Source organism: Mesorhizobium sp. CA4 (assembly GCF_020165075.1).
In the GTDB taxonomy this organism is placed as follows: Bacteria; Pseudomonadota; Alphaproteobacteria; order Rhizobiales; family Rhizobiaceae; genus Mesorhizobium.
This window is the reverse complement of the sequence record NZ_JAIUHK010000028.1, coordinates 1-17147: the sequence shown is the minus strand read 5'-3', so window position 1 is coordinate 17147 and position 17147 is coordinate 1. Positions and strand designations below refer to the sequence as shown.

Sequence of the window (17147 nt, the reverse complement as noted above, 5' to 3'; positions counted from 1 at the left end):
GAGCAGCGGCAACCTGCCTTCCGAGAAGTGGAGGCTTGCAGCCCGATCTACCGCCAGGCAACGGCTTGGGAGTCGCTTTCCAAGAGAGATGTTCGGTGCTGGCGGAGCTAGGACCGGCTAACGCCAGTGATAGTCGGGGAGGTGCAGTGCGTCAGTAATTTCTTTTCCGACCACCAGACGCGCCAGGCCGGGTATTATAAATGCATTTGTCACCAGATTGCGGAACAAAAGTCCGAGCCGCGTTCTGGGCGCCAGGGCGCTGGCGAATCTCGCTGCTCCGTGCTGCTTGGTCCGTATGTAGTTCCGTAGAAGCGCTTCGTAGCTGCCGAAAGCCTCTTCATGTCGAGCATCGGCTTTTAAGAGCTCCCCTGCCAGGACGTAGGCGGAAATCATGGCCAGGGCCGAACCCTGTCCGGCTAGCAGGGAAACGCAAAATGCGGCATCGCCGGTCAACGCTACGCGACCTTTGGACCATCTGCTCATCGCGATCTGGCTGACGCTGTCGAAGTAGAGCTCATCGGTATGGCCCAGTTCCTCCAGGAGGCGAGGGCATTCCCATCCGCCGTCGGCATACTCGTTGCGCAGCATCTCCTTTTGCAGGTCCAGGGCCCTTGGCAGAGGACTCTCACCAACAGTGAAGACGAACAGGAAAAGGGTGCGGTTGCCATGCAGCGTAAAACGGCCGAGCATCCGCCCCGGCAGGCCGTACATCAAATACAGATCTTCATCGCGCGGCCGGTAACCCTCGACCTCGAACGCCGCGACGGCGTAGCCGAGTTTCCTCTCAAACTGGTGCTGGGGCCCGAACGCGAGCCGCCGAACGCCTGAATGCAAGCCATCGGCGCCGACTATCAGGGAGTAGTCGCGTTCGCCTCCACGTTTCAATTGCGCCCGAACACCGTCCGAGTTTTGTTCGAGCCCGACGATCTCATCGCCGAAAATGACCTCGGTGGTGTCTTTGATCTTTTCGAAGAGCAATCGCGAGAGATCGCTGCGTGCGATGGTCACGTAGCGGCCGTTTGTCAGCTCGCTGAGGACGTCTGTGCCAAAGCCTGCGACACGCTTGCCGTTCTCACCCACGATGCGCATTTCGCGCACGTGATATCCTATGCGATTGATCTCTGCCTCAAGGCCCATCCACGAGGCGATGTCATAGCCAAGACCCCAAAAATCAATGACATACCCCCCGGTGCGCAGTTGGGGCGCCTGTTCGATCAGCGTCGGCCGGAATCCGGCGGCTGCAAGCCAAAAGGCCAGTGCCGGTCCGGCAATTCCTCCACCTGAAATCAACACCGTTCGGTCCGCCACGTAGAGTCACCAATCTAGAGCACTTCACCGGGGTAGACGCCCCACAGCCCCGCTTGTTTGATAAAGCCCATTGAGGGACCGGCCGCGACCGCGCACCACTGTCCGTCGCACCAGCTCAGCCTGAGCTCAACGCGAGGCTCGAGCCAAGCAACGATGGCGCTGTCCGCCGCCGGCTTCGCATACAAAGCGAGGCGATCTTTTGACCAGGGAGCGACGATGCCAGTTCTGCGTCCTGACAGGAGCGAGTGATGGATCCAGCCGGAGCTTCCGTCCCAATCTCTCACCCGGCGCCAATTGCCGTACTCCTGATAGATCTCCAGGGGGATGCCACGTCGTTTGAAGACCCATTTGATGCTATAGCCCACACCTGGCCCAACACGCAGATTGGCGGAGGAAGCCTTTAGCGAGACAAAACGAGGCAGGGGAAACGAGCCAGCTTCTGCTCGGCCCCCCGTGGCGTTGGCCGACGCTGCGACCAACAGAATAGCAAGGGTGACACGGACGAAACCAAGCCGCCCGCGAGGTCTAATTTGCCGTCTGGCCGGCAGGAAGCCGAACGGAGCTCCGCGTTTTGCCATGGCGACGCGCAACTTACTCGACGAGCATATGGGCCTCTCGAGCCGCGTCGACCAAGGCGTCCCTGGCGACGTCAGCCGCGATACCACCGTTCATCGCTTGCCGGCAAGCCCTGAGCGCCGCCATATGCTTCGGGCTTCCCGCACTTCGCCAGTGGTTGGAAAGGAGGTCGACGGCCTGCCTGGCATTGGAAAGGTTGTTGATCTCACCGGACACGCCGGTGGCCACTGGCACGGGCCTTGAAAACCACGCTTCATACATGGCTGCGCCTCCGTCGCGAGTTGCGCCCGGCGACAAACGTCCGCCGGGCGAAACCAAACTCATCAGCTCTTGGTGTTCTCCTGAGCCACGCCGTTCGTCGGGATAGTGTCCATCGCTGACAGTTTATCGGCACACAGATCCGCCGCACCCGGCACATCGCTCCTTATCCCGGCCAGTTTCACCCATCCGCCGTCGCTGATGAAGCTGTCTCGCTGATAAGAAGAGGTTTCCTTCAGCTTGGCGAGGTTGTCGCTGGCATCGGAGGCTGTAATGAATTTCTGGACGCAGAGATTAGCTGCCAGCTCGGCCTTTGCCTTGAGGGCGGATGTCTTGGCCATCTCGGCTGCCGTTCCAGCCGTCGTCCAGCCTCCGGCCGTGAAGCCGATGATCATCGTCAGCACAACGGCACACACGACCGTCCAGAACCACAGGGTCTTGGACGGTCGGTAAGCGTCGAAGCGTTGTGAAAGCGGTTGTTCCATAGTTTCCTCCCTTTGAGACGCCTGTGTTTCAGGTTGGTTTCCAGCGCCCGGGTGGACGCTGATCATGTGGCGATCGGCCTAGCGACCGACATGGTGAGGTCTTCTTGGCGGGGGCGACCCAGATCAAGAGGCGGGGCAGGGGGATGCCGGGTCCGAGTGGCAGAACTTTCGATCTCGAGCGCGTCGATGGAGATCCTCGTGGGTTCGTGTCCCACATTGCAGCGCCAGAAACGCTATGCCTGAGCACCTGAAAATTGCACAAAGTGGCGAGCACGGACAAACTTCACCTCATTGCCGCATATACCGAGCTCGATCCGAAACTATTCCATGCCGCCGCGATTATGTGAGACTCCGCAACATCGCTGTTCCGGAAGGTACCGTTCGCTATTCGCCGGCCCGGAAGCCGTCCAGGCCTTCATGTCGGCCTCGGCGTCTGCGATCAGGCCCGGCGCTCTCCTTGCAAAAGATTTTCAAGAAAACGTCGTCAGGCCGGGAATAGTTCGCCCGCCTGCCTGGTAAGTCGAACAGCAAGGGCGAACCTTCGGCCTGTCCGACAAACCCAGCATGCCTGTCGGAGGAGGTACCGGGGGTAACGGACCGAGCCATGACGGCGAGCGCTTTGCGTTCGGAACGACGCTCCCGTCAGCCCAGCGGTTGTTGTCTCCATGCAACCGCTGGGCCGCTAGAGGGTGCGCAAGTGTACGACAGAACTTAATCCTAAAAAAGCGGTGCCCGCGAATGAACGTTTTGCCGTTTGACAAAGGCCGTAAATATTATCCATCAACTTGCCCGATTTGTGAGGGAGCCACCCTGGAAGCCGATCTGCCGCACCGGCAGGCAGAGTTCCAATGCGCCTTTTGCGGCGCGTACGAGATCACCCCCGCGGCGCGCTCCGCCATGAGAGGTCTTGCTCAGGAGCATAGAGCCGTATCGCTGTCTCAAGCCCGGCAACAAGCCGGAGCCACGCGACAACTTGCGCTCGTGGCTTGCGCCAACGAGTCGTCGATGCCTCGGTCGAGCAGCTCTCGATGACCCACCAGGTGTGTTCGAGGAAGTGCGACCGCGCGGGCACTTCCTTGCGGCCCGGCACCCGTTGGGGTGGTGCCGGGTCGCCCACGACAGGCGCGGGATCTTGCCACCCATAGATTTGAAATCGATGTCCTTCGGAGAGATGTAAACGAACATGCGCGAACTGGAAGAATATGAGCAGATAGGCTTGATGGGTTACCCGGCCGACGGGGACTACATTGCCGTCGTGGGCGACAGGATTGGCCAGAATTGGTTGCTCGGGGTGCGTTATGCGGAATTGATGGTGCAACCATAGAAGATCAGGCGGCGGCATTACCGAAATACCATCCGAACGGCCGGCTCGTGGTGGCTACTGTCCGAGGCAGCCGTCTCGTCGACGTTCGGGACTATTGAATGGAATTACAGCAGGAAGGAGAATTTCCGCTCTCATCGGATCGGTCCAGGCCTGTGGATAGACAGCTGGCCTGCTTCTCCAAAGAACACCACGGCAAAAGCTCGGGCCTGGTTGGGAAACTCGCGTTACGCGACCTGCGAGCGAATTGGTTTTCCGCTACTTGCGCGGACAGCTCCCATCAAACCCCGAGGTAGCGTTGCAGGAGTTCGGGCCTGGCCTTGACCTCGGCTGCCGTCCATTCCTGGGCGATGTGCCCGTTGTTGATGATATAAACGCGCTGTGCAAGCGCCAGCGTTGCGGCAAGATTCTGTTCCACCAGGACCATGGTCCGCCCGGCCTCGGCAAGTTCGCGACAAGCTTTGACGAGATCCTGGACGATCACCGGCGCAAGCCCTTCGAACGGCTCGTCGAGCAGTATGATCTTGGGGTCACGTACGAGCGCGCGGGCAATCGCCAGCATCTGCTGTTCGCCGCCGGAGAGGTCAGTCCCGCGGCTGGCGCGCCGCTCTTTCAGACGCGGAAACATCTCGTAAATTCTCTCGAGGGGCCACCTGTTCTCGGCTGTCAGGCCGGCGAGGATCAGGTTCTCCTCAACATTCAGGCTGCCGAAAATGCGCCGCTCCTCGTGCACCAGCTGCATACCGATCCGGGCGATGCTGTGCGCCTTTTTGCCCGCCAGTTCCTCGCCGCCGAGCTTGAGGCTGCCTGAACGCGGCGCGACGATACCCATCAGACTCTTGAGGGTCGTGGACTTTCCGGCGCCGTTGCGGCCGAGAAGCGCGACAACCTCGTTCTTCTCCACGCGTAGCGATACGTCGAACAGAATATGGCTGTCCCCGTAGTAGCTATTCAGTCCTTTGACTTCGAGAAGGCTCATGCCATCTCTCCGTGGACGCCGCCGAGATAGGCTTCCTGAACCTGGGGATTGAACTTAATCTCTTGGGGCGTGCCATGAACGAGCACGCGGCCCTCTTGCAGAACAGTGACCGTTTCGACCAGTTCGAACAGGGAATCTACGTCATGATCGATGATGATCATCGTGCGACCGCGCGCGATCGACTTCAACAGGGCCACCGTCTCGATGCGTTCGCTCGGGCTCATGCCGGCAAGCGGCTCGTCCAGCAACAGCAGGCTCGGCGAGGTCGCGAGCGCTAGCCCGATCTCCAGCCGCCGCTTCTCGCCATAGGCGAGATCCGAAACCGGCGTGTCCAGGCGGTGCATCAGGTTCACCAGAGCCAGCGTGCGCTCCACCTGCTCGGCAAGGCCAGGGATTTTGTGGATGTTGCGGAAAAGGTCCAGTCTGAATTTGCCTCGGATTTCGCCGAGTGCAGCAATCGTGAGGTTTTGACCGACGGTCAGCCGATCGAAGAGCTGGTTGATCTGATAGCTTTTGGTCAGTCCGAGTTGGCAGACGTCCGTCACGCTCATGCCGGTAATGTCACGATCCTCGAACATGATCTTGCCCGAGCTTGGCGGGACCTCACAGGTAAGCATCTTGAAGAACGTGCTTTTACCGGCGCCGTTGGGACCGATGATACCGCGGATTTCCCCATGATTGACCGTGAAATCGATATCGCTATTGGCCATCAGACCACCGTAGCGCTTGCTCAAACCCGTAGCCCGAAGGATAGGGCTGGAAGCGCTGTGCGTCGGACGGGGTGGCGGCAGCAACGCCTCGGTGGCAACCGGCGTGATCACCGGGGCGGCCATCGGCTTCTCGGCCGGTTCCGTCGCGTTCCTTGCGCCTTTAGCCATGCGGTAGAGATCCGCAATGGCGCCGACGATGCCGCGCCTCAGAAAAACGACAAGCAGCACGAACACGATGCCGAGAACCAGCTTCCATGTCGCGCCTAGGTGTAGTGTGTTCTGGAAGAAATCGCTGAGGAAAAGCCACACCGTCGCGCCGATCAGCGGCCCGAACAACGACCCGGCTCCGCCTATTGCAGTTTGCATGACGAGTTGGCCTGAAGTGTCGAACATGAAAGCGTCCGGCGGCATGAATCCCTGCATCACGCCAAGCAGTCCGCCGGCAAAGCCGGCGTAGATCGCGGCTGCCACGAAGGCAGTGTGCTTATAGGCGTGGATGTTGTGGCCGAGTGCCGCCGCACGCAGCGGATTGTCGCGGATGGCAGAAAGGATCGCCCCAACCGGCGAACGCACGATGCGAAGCGCTACCACCAGGCCGACGAAATACCAGAACGCCAGGAAAACGTACATGGCCCTGTCGGAATGGAACGTCAGCGTGGTGAACCCAAGAAATACACTCGGCGTCGGCACGCCCGGCAGGCCATTCTCGCCTCCGGTGTAGCGAGACAGCGGGTTGAATTCGACGAAAAAGAAAACTTCCGAAATCGCCACAGTGATCATGGCGAAATAGATGCCTGTCCGCCTGAGCGCGACAAGCCCAACAAGGTAGCCGACCAGGCCGGCGACGATGGCGCCTAAGATGATTGCGCCCATGACGTAAGGAAAGTCCAGTTCGGTCAACAGATAGGCAGCGAACATGCCGCCGGTACCGAAGAAGGCGGACTGACCGAAGGAAAGCAGGCCAGTGTAGCCGAAAAGGATGTCGAATCCGAGCCCGAACAGCCCCCAGATCAGGATGCGATTGATGGTTGTCGGTGCGAAGCCGAGGTGCGGCAGGATGAAGGGTGCGGCGATCAACGCGATCGCTGTCAGCACCTCGACGACGAGAAAGGGATGCTTCTGGTTCATCAGCGGACCGCGTTCACTCGCGCCCTGCCGCGCCAAGCAGTCCGTAAGGACGCCATACCAGCACGACGGTCATCGCCACGAAAAGCATGACATACGCATAGCCAGGGTTGAACATCGAGGTGATGGAGATGATCTCGCCGGCGATGATGCCGCCCAGCACCGCACCCGGGAACGATCCGACACCGCCGATGACGACGACGACGAAGGTCTGTACCAGGATTGCCTCGCCAACGTCCGGCGCGATCGACACCACCGGCGCATTGACGATGCCGGCGAAGCCAGCCGCCATGGCGCCAATGCCGAACACCAGCATGAACACCTTGTAGACGTCGATCCCCAGCGATCCGACCATGACGGAGTCCTCTATGCCGGCACGCACGATCATGCCGAGGCGGGTGCGGTAGAGGACGAGATAGAGCGCCAGCAGCGCCACCGTGACAATGCCGAGCGAGGCGAGGCGATAGGTCGGATAAACCATGAAACCGAGATTGGTGATGCCCTGGAACAGCGCCGGCGGCGGCACCGTCTTCGACAGGCTGCCGAAGAAGAAGCGTACCGTCTCGACGAAGACGATGCCGAGACCGAAGGTAACCAGGATCTGATCCTCCTGCGGACGCGAGTAGAAATAGCGAATGATCAGCCTCTCCATCAGCACGCCGACCAGCATGACGAAAAGCGAGCCGGCGATCAGCGCGACGATGAAAGAGCCTGTGTAGTCATAGGCCACCCAGCCGGCATATCCGCCGAGCATGAACATCGCACCATGCGCCAGGTTCAGGACGCCGAGGGTGCCGTAGATGATCGTCAGGCCGGACGAAATCAGCGCCAGCAGCCCGCCAAGCACCAGACCGTTGAAGCATTGCGATAGGAAATTAGCCCAATTGATCACGCTGCCGCCCGAAGTGAGGTTGACACCTACATCGCCGACGTTCACGCCACGCTTGATGCTTGCATTGCCGATGTTGCATTGCCGCCGCTGGAACGCATTCGCTCCTTCTTCCGGCAGGTGGAGCAGAGCTATCGGCAGGAAGGCTATCTGGGCTGCCTCATGGGCGGGCTCGGACAGGAGCTCTCAGGCATCAGTGACGTCTTCAGGGAGAAGATTGAATGGTGCTTCTCCTCGATTGCACAAAGGCTCCAGCTCTGCCTCGATGCGGCCAAGGAAGAGGGCGCCATCGCGCCCGACGTCGACACAGCAAGGATGGCGGATCTCCTGGTGGATTGCTGGGAGGGGGCCGCGCTTCGCAGCCGCCTAAGGAAAAGCCCCGAGCCACTTGCAGCAATGCTGGATTTTTACTTGCGCTCGGTTTGATATTCATTTGGGAGCTGTGCGAACCGGCCGCTACGTTGGCTCATCTGCCGTAACGATTTCTTAAAGCGGATCCATGGGCAGAGCACGTGTGCCCACCAAGAATGTCGACGCACTTTTCGGCCGCAGCTCCGCAGATCGGCGCTGTGAGTTTGGTTTTCACGTTCGCCGCGACCGGACGAGCCGGGCGTCGCAAAGGGGTGAAATCGACGCAGAGCAAGTCGCCGCAAAAAACGAGGAGATGTCGAAAAATCGCAGTGAAGAGGTCAAATCCAAGACGGCTTCCGTCGCAGCACAATGGTCCTCATACCCGCAGGACAAACTGGAGAGTCCAGTGAAGCCAGACACTTCCCAGGTCTGAGATGGCGTGACGCACACTGCCATGGCAGACCGCGAGCCGCCGGGGCAGCGACCGGTCATTGATTTCCTATTTCACCGATCCGCTGTGTCGCCGTAGCTGGGCTCAAGGGCCCAGCTACGGCGACTGCGTTACGGGTTTCGGGGCAAGGTAGCCTTGCGGCTGCGGATGGGCGGCATGATTGGCATCCATCGGCCGATCCAGATGGCGCCGCTATGGGTCCAGGCCAGCGCGGTGACCGGAATGCCCGTCGAGCCGATGATCTGGGCAAACGACCCGCCCGCCTCTTCATGGCCTGCTTGCCTTGCGGTCAACGCCGCGGGGCTGCAGTCGCCCGCCGCCGGCGATCTTTATCTCCGTCAGGTCCGGCGAGCACTGATGCTCGAAGGGCGCAATGTTGCGCGCAACGAAGTGCTGGTCGAACTTGCCGGTGAGCTTGCCAAAGCTCGCCCCGACTTCGATAGCGCCCGCTTCGTGGATGAATTACCGGTCCCGAAGCGAAGGCGGCACTTCAACAAGATGGGCGTGAAGCCAGATTCGCGGCGTGGGGCGGTTTCTCTGCCTCTGCTTGTGCCGCCCTCATACAAATCCGGTTTGGATTGTTGGCTGGCTGCCCTGGCAGGCGCTGCTGGAACGAGTGCGCGACTACGCGCCCGAACTCGGTCCGGAGCGGATGCCACCTGGCCGCGAGGCCTATGCATCCTGTTGGGGCGGGGTTGTCGAGCGAGAGGTTGAAGTGGCTTTCGGTGGATCGCACGATGAAACCTCGCTCAACGGCGGGATCGTCAGGCTCCGGCTAGTCCGCGCCCGCAGATGCATCCCGGCCGACCGCGGAGCCTGGACGCCGCTCGGGGGCGCGCCTTAGCCTGAAACTGCAGCAGTCAACGAGGCAGCGCGTAGGCAATGATCGAATCGCCTGCCTTTGTGCCAGTCGACCCATGACCGCCGGCCACCACCACCAGATACTGCCGGCCATCCGCAGCTTGATACGTGGACGGCGTAGCCTGCCCGCCCGCCGGCAGACGATCGCGCCAAATTTCGCGGCCTGTGCGAAGATCATAGCCTCGGACGTAGTTGTCCATCGTGCCGCTGAGGAAGGCGACACCGCCCGCGGTGACAATGGGGCCGCCAATGCCTGGGACTCCCATCTTGAACGGCAGCGGGACAGGAGAAAGGTCGCGAACGGTGCCGTTGACATGGCGGTATACCGTCTTGCCCGTTCTTAAATCCACGCCAGCGACGTACCCCCAGGGTGGCCGCTGGCACGGCAGATCGAGAAAGGAGTAAAACGGGCCCATCTTGGCGGCGAATGGAGCGCCGAAGTTTTCATTGAACACCGGCGCGCCCTTTTTGCTGACAACGCGGGTTGTGGCGTCTGGCCTGGGCAGCAGTTGCGAGGTGAAAGCCAGATAGACCGGCATGGCGAAGGCAATGTCGTGTTGTGGATCGACGGCAAGAGCGCCCCAGTTGAAGACGCCGAAGTTGCCCGGATAGACGATGCTGCCCCGGAGCGAAGGCGGGGTGAACGCACCGTCGTATCGGAGTTGATGGAAGCGAATGCGGCAGTAAAGCTGGTCTATGGGGGTGGCGCCCCACATGTCTGCTCCGGTAAGTGGTTTTGGCCTGAACGACACCGCGGAGTGTGGCTGCGTTGGCGATGTGTGGTCCCCGCCGACAGCGCCCTGCGGCGCAGGCTCTTCCTTGACCGGCAAAACGGGTTCGCCGGTAAGGCGGTTCAGGACGAACACCTCTCCCTGCTTGGTGGGAGCCACCAGGGCCGGGACCTCTCGCCCGTTGATCGTCAGATCAACCAGACTCGGCTGAGCTGGCACGTCGTAGTCCCATAGGTCGTGATGAACGGTCTGGAAGACCCACGCCACCTGTCCCGTGTCGGCATGCAGCGCCAGGATCGAGGACGAAAACCGCTCGCTATTCGGTCCGCGGTTGGCGCCGAACTGATCGGGCGACTCGTTCCCCATTGGAAAATAGATCAGCCCGAGCTTGGGGTCATAACTGGCGACACTCCACGAGTTGGGAGCATTGTGGGAATAGGTCTGGCCGTTGGGAATTGGAGCGGTCGCATCCGGGTTTTTGCTGTCGAAATTCCAAACCAGTGCCCCCGTATAGGCGTTGAAGGCCCTGATCACGCCTGATGGCGACGTCGTCGCAACATTGTCGTTGACTGCTCCGGCGACGACGATCAGGTTCCCAGCGACAACTGGAGGAGACGTCGAATAAAACGAGCCGGGCGTGACGTTGGGCATGTTGGCCCATAGGTTTACCGTGCCGTCCGCACCGCCGAAACCGGGACAAAGCTTGCCGGAGTCGGCGCTGATCGAGATCAGTCGGCCATCCGACGTGGGGACGAAAAGTCGCCTGGTACATTCGGCGCTCAGGGTCACGTGCGCTGGAGCCTGCTCGCGGTCGACCACCGGATTGGGAGCTCCAGCTTGCGCGTGCCCGGTCACCACATTCTGCGGTACGCCAGCGGCCTGGGTCGTCACTTCGTCGACGCTCTGCTGGAGATCGGCGGCAGCCTTGGCGCCGGCCGCGGCCGAGTCAGGCGCGAGGGAGACTTCCGGCGGCAGGCCGGCCGGTGTGACCTCCTGGTAGGCCACGCCTCGGCAGGTCATATGCTGGGTGGTGTCCCGAGGCGGCTGCTTGAGCTTGGGGTCGAACCGCCATTTCTCTTTGCCTGTCTCGGGATCGAGGGCTATCACCGTGCTGAACGGAGTGCAAATGTAGACCGTGCCGTTGACCATAAGCGGAGTGACCTCATAGGTCGTTTCCTGGGGATCGTTCTGGTCACGTATCTGTCCGGTCTTGTAGGTCCACGCGACTTTTAGCTTGTCGACGTTCGCCGGCGTGATTTGAGCGAGCGGCGAGAAGCGCTGGCCCATCGAGGTGCGGCCATAGGCGACCCATTGCCCGGGCGGAATTCCCTCGTCCGTTGCCGCCGCCGCCGCCGCCATGCGCTCCTGATTGAATGTGCCAGAAACGTCGTCTGGATCCTGAAACATCGAATAGACGCCTACAGCTGCCGCCAACACGATGACTGCGGCGAGCGCTGCATTGTTGGCGTCAAACCCGGCCGTGATCCGATAGGGCGCGTTGAAGCCATTTATGATGGCCGGCAGGAGTACGAGGATACCGAGAACCAGCAGCATCCCGCCCCGCGGTGCTAGCGCCCACCAGTTGAAGCCAACTTCCCATAAGGCCCAACACAGCGTGGCCAGGATCGCCACCGCGTAAAGGCCCGCTCCAGCCGGTCTGCGCATCGCGATCAACACCCCGGACGCGGCGAGCATCGCGCCCAGCACAACATAAAACCAGCTACCGCCCAGGGCAGCCAACCAGAGGCCTCCGAGGACAAGGACAGCGCCTGTCAATATGATGATTGCCGAAAGCACAAGCCGATACATCGGGCAGCCTCCTGTTGGAAATGATTGATCGGCCCCGATCCGCGGCGGGGCGAAGGGCAATGTGCGCCAGGCTAGCCGGCGAACTTGCTGCTATGGGCGCGTATCAAGGGCGTGCGGGGTCTCTCCGCCCGATCCGCCCGCGGAAGACCCGGCGCCCCCAAGCACGACAAAGCCGGCGATCAGGACGACGACCACAATCAGGGCAATTGCTATTCCGCGAGTCACGTTCGGCTCCACACCTGCTTGGCCTGAGGTCCACCAGCTGATCTTGGCGGTCTACAAGCCTATTCATAAGGGGATCGGCACTGCCGGCGAGGGCCGTGGTAGGGCCGGAATGTATTGTCCGATGCTCGGTAAGATCGGTAGTGGTCATAGCACCATTGGACGTGCCGGCTGGATACGGGGCCATGCTGGTTGAGGGCGCCGCCGACAATGGCGCCCAAGGCGAATGCCGCTGGTGGAAACCACCATCCACTATATCGGCGATAACCCGGCCGATAATGCCGGTAGCCTCTGTGGCCGTGCCAGTATGCATGGTTCCGTCGCAGTATGAAGCGATGGCTATGGTGGTACCGCGCCTGCGTCACATAAGAAGGGACCGGCGCGCTCGAGATAACGGCCGGCGCAGCGACAGCTGAACCGACGGGTTGTGCCAGAAGCAGGCACACGACAAGGCCGCCGATGATTGTAGAACGAGTTAACATGAGTTCCTCCCGATACCGCTCTATAAGGGGCGAACCAGAGAGGATTGCGTTTGTTCCGTTCGACCGCTCAAGTTTATTTGACCATTTTTCCTCTGGCCCCGATCATGCTGTGGAAGCGGTCGCATCCCTTCATTGTCGAAATTCCGCCCCAGGGTTGCGCTGCTATATGGTTGGGCAGTGCCGTTGCGGCCTGCTTTCGATGCAGTGCAACGACAGCTCGAGAGTGACACTCTCTGGAACAAATCCGGCCGCTATCTTTAGGCGCTTGGCTCCCAAACGCGTGAGCACTCGTCAACGAAACGGCCCGGCCGCTACGACGCATCTGCTGTTCAGCCGGCTGCACCGTGACACGAGATCCCCGGCCTGGTGGGCGATTGATTGCCGACGCGAGGGCTGGGGTTATGCGGTCGCAAGCCGGATTCGGCTTGGACCTCCACCTGAATTGGGCTTGCGAAAGGTCCGGAACGACCTGGTACCCATCTGGCTGTGTGCTTTCGCTGGTCAGCGGCGTTCTGGTGGCAGGCTGGATTGGGTGGGATGAGACGCGCCGCCCGCAACCAATGTGGATCATGAACATCGTCTGGCCCGTCGCCGCGCTTTTCGGAACGGTGCTGTTGTTGTGGGGCTACTTGAAATTCGGAAGATCTCCTGCCGGCAGCGCGACCAAGTCTCGGCGGAGCACGCCCGACACACCCTTCTCTGTGATGGTCGGCAAGGGCGCGCTGCATTGTGGGGCCGGTTGCACCTTGGGTGACATCGTGGCGGAATCGCTCGCAACGTTTTTTCCCGGCGTGGCGCTCTGGTTCGGATGGCGCAATTTGTTTGACGAGAAGATGTTCGCTGTCTGGATCTTGGACTACATGCTCGCCTTCCTCCTCGGCGTCGCCTTTCAATATTTCACCATCAGGCCGATGCGGGGTCTCTCGGTGAGGGATGGCCTGATTGAGGCGCTGAAGGCCGACGCGCTGTCGCTGACGGCATGGCAAGTCGGCATGTACGGTTTCATGGCATTCGCCCAGTTCGGAGTCTTTCGGCCGGTTCTCGGCTTCTCGCTGGCAGCTGACTCGGTCGAGTTCTGGTTCATGATGCAATTCGCCATGATCGCTGGTTTCTTGACCAGCTATCCCGTAAACTGGTGGCTGCTCAAGGCCGGCATCAAGGAAAAGATGTAGCCGCGGGCCGGTAAACCGCGAGCAGCCCTCGACTTGCTGGCCAGCTTCCTGTTCAAAGCGGACGTGCCAGTAGCGAGCGCCTCGACCTGGTCGTGGGTGACATAGATGGTGGTGGCGCTGAGGCGCTGGCAGAGTTGCATGGGCGCTATCGCTTGGCCCGTCAATTCTGCGTGTTCGGCGGTTACCGGCCTACATCCCTACATCGCATGACCTAAGTTCCGTATGGGAACGGTCACCGATCATTCCCGGCCGGACGCAGTGCTTTCACGACCTTTTGCGCTCGACGAATACTGTTCAGGGGCGGGGCTCCGCTTTGGCCGAAAGCGCAGTGGGATCCAGGAATCGCAGCTGCAAGGAGCGTGTTCTGAAGCGGGAACGTTCGCGTCCGCACAGCCCGATAAGAATTACAATGGAGTGCTGGCAACATGTCTCAGGATCAATATCTCAATGAACGGTTGGAGTGCCCCCCGCTGCCTGAAAATCAGGCTGCGGATCCCAAAAGATGTGTCCCTAAGCACTCCGATCGTCTGCAGTGACTGCGGAGAATATCTTGGAACGTGGGAGGAGTTGCAGGATGACTTCGAAAGGCAGGGCGGTTGTCGCGGTGCCTTTCGAATAGAATGGGGGCGGTTCAAGAAGGTCTGCTGAACTGCAAATGCGAGACTAATCGCTAGTGCCCGATCCCCGGTCGAATTTACCCGCACGGAGGGGCAATAGCTGTGCTGGTCGCAATCAGTGGGCGGTGAAGCCGCAGGATTGAACCGTTTGGCCTGGGCTCTCTGTGCCATTACGGTTCGGCCAGGATGCGGAGCGACCGCGCCGGAAGCCTGGGCAGATGAAGCTTTGGGTCGACCTTAATGCTGCGCAGCTTGCTCTTCGCCGACCTTGATCACTTTCAGCTAAGGCATCGTTGCTGCCTGATGGGCCGTCATGGCGGCCATGTTCATGTTCAGGTGGCCCATGATCCAGATTGAACCCAAAACCACCAGCGCCACGATCAGGACGCCGAAGGCGAGGGCCAGCACATTGTTGGTATTGTCGGGGCCTGTGGTGAGGTGCAGGAAGAAGACGAGGTGCACGCCCATCTGCGCGATGGCGAGCACCGTCAGGGCTGAGATCACCGCCGGCTGGTAGATCAGGTCGGTTTGCGCGGCGAGGAAGGAGGCGACGGTCAACAGGATCGCCAGGCCGAAGCCGAGCAGGTAACCCGTAAGGCCGCCCGCGAGCTCATGTTCCTCGATGCGCTCTTCACCCGGTGCCACGTCGCGATGATCGAGCGGCTGGTCGTTGCGAGTGTCCGTTTCGCTCATCACGATGCTCCCAGCAGGTAGACCAGCGTGAAGATGGCGACCCAGATGATGTCTAGCGCGTGCCAGAAAAGGCTGAAGCAATGCACCCGGCGCAAGATCTCCGGCCGGAACCCCTTCACCCAAAGCTGAGCCATCATTGTGCCGAGCCACAGCAGGCCGAGCGCGACATGGGTGCCGTGGCAGCCGACAAGGGCGAAGAAGGCGGAGAGGAAGGCGCTGCGCGACGGGCCGGCCTGCTCGTTCACCATCGTTGCGAACTCCTGCACTTCAAGGAACAGGAAGGCCGCGCCGAAGAAGCCGGTGATAAGCAGCCAGAATTGAGCGGCGGCCATCGACCGGCGACGAGTCGCCAACATTGCCAGGCCACCGGTGAAGCTCGACGTGAGCAGCAGACCCGTCTGCGCCGCGACGCGCGTGAGGTCGAACAGGTCCTTGCCTGTCGGTCCGTCGGCCGTCGCCTTGGAGAGGACAGCGTAAGCCGCAAAGAAAGCCGAGAACATGATGATGTCGGACAGGAGGAAGATCCAGAATCCGTAGGCCACGGTGACGAACTTCGAGGCCGGGCCGCCCTCGCCGTGCCCGGTCGCCGAGAACAGGCCAAGCCCGTGGCTGCGGCCCAGCCGATAAGGATCGCGCGGTGCGCTGCCAGCCGTGATGTCGCTCATGCCGGACGCTCCCGGCTTCGCATCCAGGCAAGCTGCGCCGCCCGGCTGCCGCGATCGATGCGTTCAACCTCGCTGGCGGGAATTTCATAGTCGCCATGCTCGCGCCACGCGAACACGACGAAAGTGATGTAGGCGCCGATGAAGCCGAGGATGGCCAGCCACCAGATGTGCCAGATCAGCGCAAAGCCGATCGCCGTGCTGAAGAAGGCGGTGACGAATCCCGTCGGGCTGTTGCGCGGCATCTCGATCGGTTCGTAGTCCTCTTCGGTTTCTGGCGTCTGCGCGTCGACAGCCCTTTGCTTGATGGTCCAGTAGGGCTCCTCGTTTTCGACATGCGGCAGCCGCGAATAGTTGAACACGGGTGGCGGGGAGGGCGTCGACCACTCCAGCGAGCGTCCGTCCCAAGGGTCGCCCGTCTCGTCGCGCAACGCGTCGCGATGCCTGAACGAAACGATGAGCTGCGTGACCTGGCACGCGGCGCCGAGGATCATCACCGCAATGCCGAAAGCCGCCACCATCAACCATGGCGTCCAGAGGTCCATGTCGATGTGCTGCAGGCGCCGGGTCATGCCGAGCAGCCCGACAATGTAGAGCGGCACGAAGACCAGCACGTAACCGGCAAGCGTGAACCAGAATGCCGCCTTGCCCCAGCCTTCATGCAAGCGGAAGCCGAAGGCCTTCGGGAACCAGTAGGTGAACCCGGCGAACGCGGCGAACAGGACGCCCGAGATGATGACGTTGTGGAAATGCGCCACGAGGAAGAGCGAGTTGTGCAGCATGAAGTCGGCCGGCGGAACGGCGAGCAGCACGCCCGTCATGCCGCCGATGATGAACGTGGTGACAAAGGCCAGCGCCCACAGCATCGGCGTGTCGAAGCGCACCCGCCCGCCATACATGGTGAAAAGCCAGTTGTAGATCTTGACCCCGGTGCCGACGGCGATGACCGAGGTGGCGATGCCGAAGGCTGCGTTGACGTCGGCCCCGGCGCCCATGGTGAAGAAATGATGCAGCCACACCGTGAAGGAGACGATGCAGATGAACATCGTCGCGGCGACCATGGAGCGGTAGCCGAAGAGCGGCTTCGACGAGAAGGTGGAGAAGATCTCCGAATAGATGCCGAAGGCGGGCAGCACGAGGATGTAGACTTCCGGATGGCCCCAGGCCCAGATGAGGTTGACGAACATCATCTGGTTGCCGCCGGCTTCGTTGGTGAAAAAGTGAAAGCCGACATAGCGGTCGAGCGTCAGCATGGCGAGCGTGGCGGTCAGGATCGGGAAGGCCGCAACGATCAGCAGGTTGGAGGCGAGTGACGTCCAGCAGAACATAGGCATGCGCAGATAGCCCATGCCGGGTGCGCGAATCTTGAGGATCGTCGTCACTAGGTTGACGCCGGTGAGTAGCGTGCCGACGCCGGAGATCTGGATCGACCAGAGATAATAATC

At 61.1% G+C, this 17147-nt stretch carries 16 protein-coding genes; 4 read left to right on the top strand and 12 right to left on the bottom strand.

All coding sequences use genetic code 11. From position 1 onward, the window contains the following. Positions 1-117 precede the first annotated feature (117 nt). The 4 genes from LB528_RS21450 to LB528_RS21435 all read right to left on the bottom strand — a co-directional run bounded on the left by LB528_RS21450 (position 118) and on the right by LB528_RS21435 (position 2627). Positions 118-1308 (bottom strand): FAD-binding domain, encoded by a 1191-nt coding sequence (locus tag LB528_RS21450; RefSeq protein WP_224716223.1) that lies wholly within the window; start codon positions 1306-1308, stop codon positions 118-120. Positions 1309-1322: 14 nt separating this feature from the next. Beyond that, positions 1323-1886 carry an SH3 domain-containing protein gene (locus LB528_RS21445; RefSeq protein ID WP_224716222.1) on the bottom strand — a complete coding sequence of 188 codons (564 nt, stop codon included), beginning with the start codon at positions 1884-1886 and terminating at the stop codon, positions 1323-1325. Positions 1887-1899: 13 nt separating this feature from the next. Then, on the bottom strand, positions 1900-2145 hold the full coding sequence (locus LB528_RS21440; protein WP_224716221.1) for a DUF982 domain-containing protein: 246 nt from the start codon (positions 2143-2145) through the stop codon (positions 1900-1902). 62 nt (positions 2146-2207) lie between these two features. Continuing rightward, entirely contained in the window at positions 2208-2627 is a 420-nt protein-coding gene (locus LB528_RS21435; protein WP_224517413.1) for a hypothetical protein, read from the bottom strand. Positions 2628-3810: 1183 nt separating this feature from the next. Between LB528_RS21435 and LB528_RS21430 the strand changes: the two genes are divergently transcribed. Beyond that, positions 3811-3951: a hypothetical protein gene (locus LB528_RS21430; protein WP_224517412.1), complete on the top strand. Its 141-nt coding sequence runs from the start codon at positions 3811-3813 to the stop codon at positions 3949-3951. 277 nt (positions 3952-4228) lie between these two features. Here LB528_RS21430 and LB528_RS21425 read toward each other — a convergent pair whose 3' ends face one another. Genes LB528_RS21425 through LB528_RS21415 form a run of 3 tightly spaced genes read right to left on the bottom strand, consistent with a single transcriptional unit; the run spans position 4229 to position 7654 of the window. Beyond that, the gene (locus LB528_RS21425; RefSeq protein ID WP_224517410.1) at positions 4229-4927 is read right to left on the bottom strand and encodes an ABC transporter ATP-binding protein; all 699 of its coding nucleotides are present in this window, start codon (positions 4925-4927) and stop codon (positions 4229-4231) included. Further along, positions 4924-6765, bottom strand: a complete 1842-nt coding sequence (locus LB528_RS21420; protein ID WP_224716220.1) for an ABC transporter permease subunit — start codon at positions 6763-6765, stop codon at positions 4924-4926. Before LB528_RS21420 ends, LB528_RS21425 begins: the two co-directional genes overlap by 4 nt. 13 nt (positions 6766-6778) lie before the next feature. Then, entirely contained in the window at positions 6779-7654 is an 876-nt protein-coding gene (locus tag LB528_RS21415; RefSeq protein ID WP_224517406.1) for a branched-chain amino acid ABC transporter permease, read from the bottom strand. Between the two features lie 78 nt (positions 7655-7732). Here LB528_RS21415 and LB528_RS21410 point away from each other — a divergent pair, with 78 nt between their 5' ends. Both LB528_RS21410 and LB528_RS21405 read left to right on the top strand, forming a co-directional pair. Continuing rightward, complete coding sequence (locus LB528_RS21410) at positions 7733-8077, top strand: TetR family transcriptional regulator C-terminal domain-containing protein (RefSeq protein ID WP_224716219.1); 345 nt, start codon at positions 7733-7735, stop codon at positions 8075-8077. A 454-nt stretch (positions 8078-8531) separates the two neighbouring features. After that, positions 8532-9167 carry a DsbA family protein gene (locus tag LB528_RS21405; RefSeq protein ID WP_224517521.1) on the top strand — a complete coding sequence of 212 codons (636 nt, stop codon included), beginning with the start codon at positions 8532-8534 and terminating at the stop codon, positions 9165-9167. A gap of 146 nt (positions 9168-9313) precedes the next feature. Here the strand turns inward: LB528_RS21405 and LB528_RS21400 are convergent, their stop codons facing one another. Further along, complete coding sequence (locus LB528_RS21400; RefSeq protein WP_224517395.1) at positions 9314-11854, bottom strand: membrane-bound PQQ-dependent dehydrogenase, glucose/quinate/shikimate family; 2541 nt, start codon at positions 11852-11854, stop codon at positions 9314-9316. 284 nt (positions 11855-12138) lie between these two features. Beyond that, a complete protein-coding gene (locus LB528_RS30605; protein WP_411962229.1) occupies positions 12139-12558 on the bottom strand; it encodes a BA14K family protein in 420 nt (139 codons plus the stop codon). A gap of 488 nt (positions 12559-13046) precedes the next feature. Here LB528_RS30605 and LB528_RS21390 point away from each other — a divergent pair, with 488 nt between their 5' ends. After that, a complete protein-coding gene (locus LB528_RS21390) occupies positions 13047-13730 on the top strand; it encodes a DUF4396 domain-containing protein (RefSeq protein WP_224716218.1) in 684 nt (227 codons plus the stop codon). A gap of 899 nt (positions 13731-14629) precedes the next feature. Here the strand turns inward: LB528_RS21390 and cyoD are convergent. The 3 genes from cyoD to LB528_RS21375 all read right to left on the bottom strand — a co-directional run. Next, entirely contained in the window at positions 14630-15040 is a 411-nt protein-coding gene (gene cyoD / locus LB528_RS21385) for a cytochrome o ubiquinol oxidase subunit IV (protein WP_224517391.1), read from the bottom strand. Further along, the gene (gene cyoC / locus LB528_RS21380) at positions 15040-15705 is read right to left on the bottom strand and encodes a cytochrome o ubiquinol oxidase subunit III (RefSeq protein WP_224716217.1); all 666 of its coding nucleotides are present in this window, start codon (positions 15703-15705) and stop codon (positions 15040-15042) included. The genes cyoD and cyoC overlap by 1 nt, the downstream gene beginning before the upstream one ends. Further along, a partial coding sequence (locus tag LB528_RS21375) for a cbb3-type cytochrome c oxidase subunit I (protein ID WP_224716216.1) occupies positions 15702-17147 on the bottom strand: 1446 nt, incomplete at its 5' end. The genes cyoC and LB528_RS21375, both read right to left, overlap by 4 nt.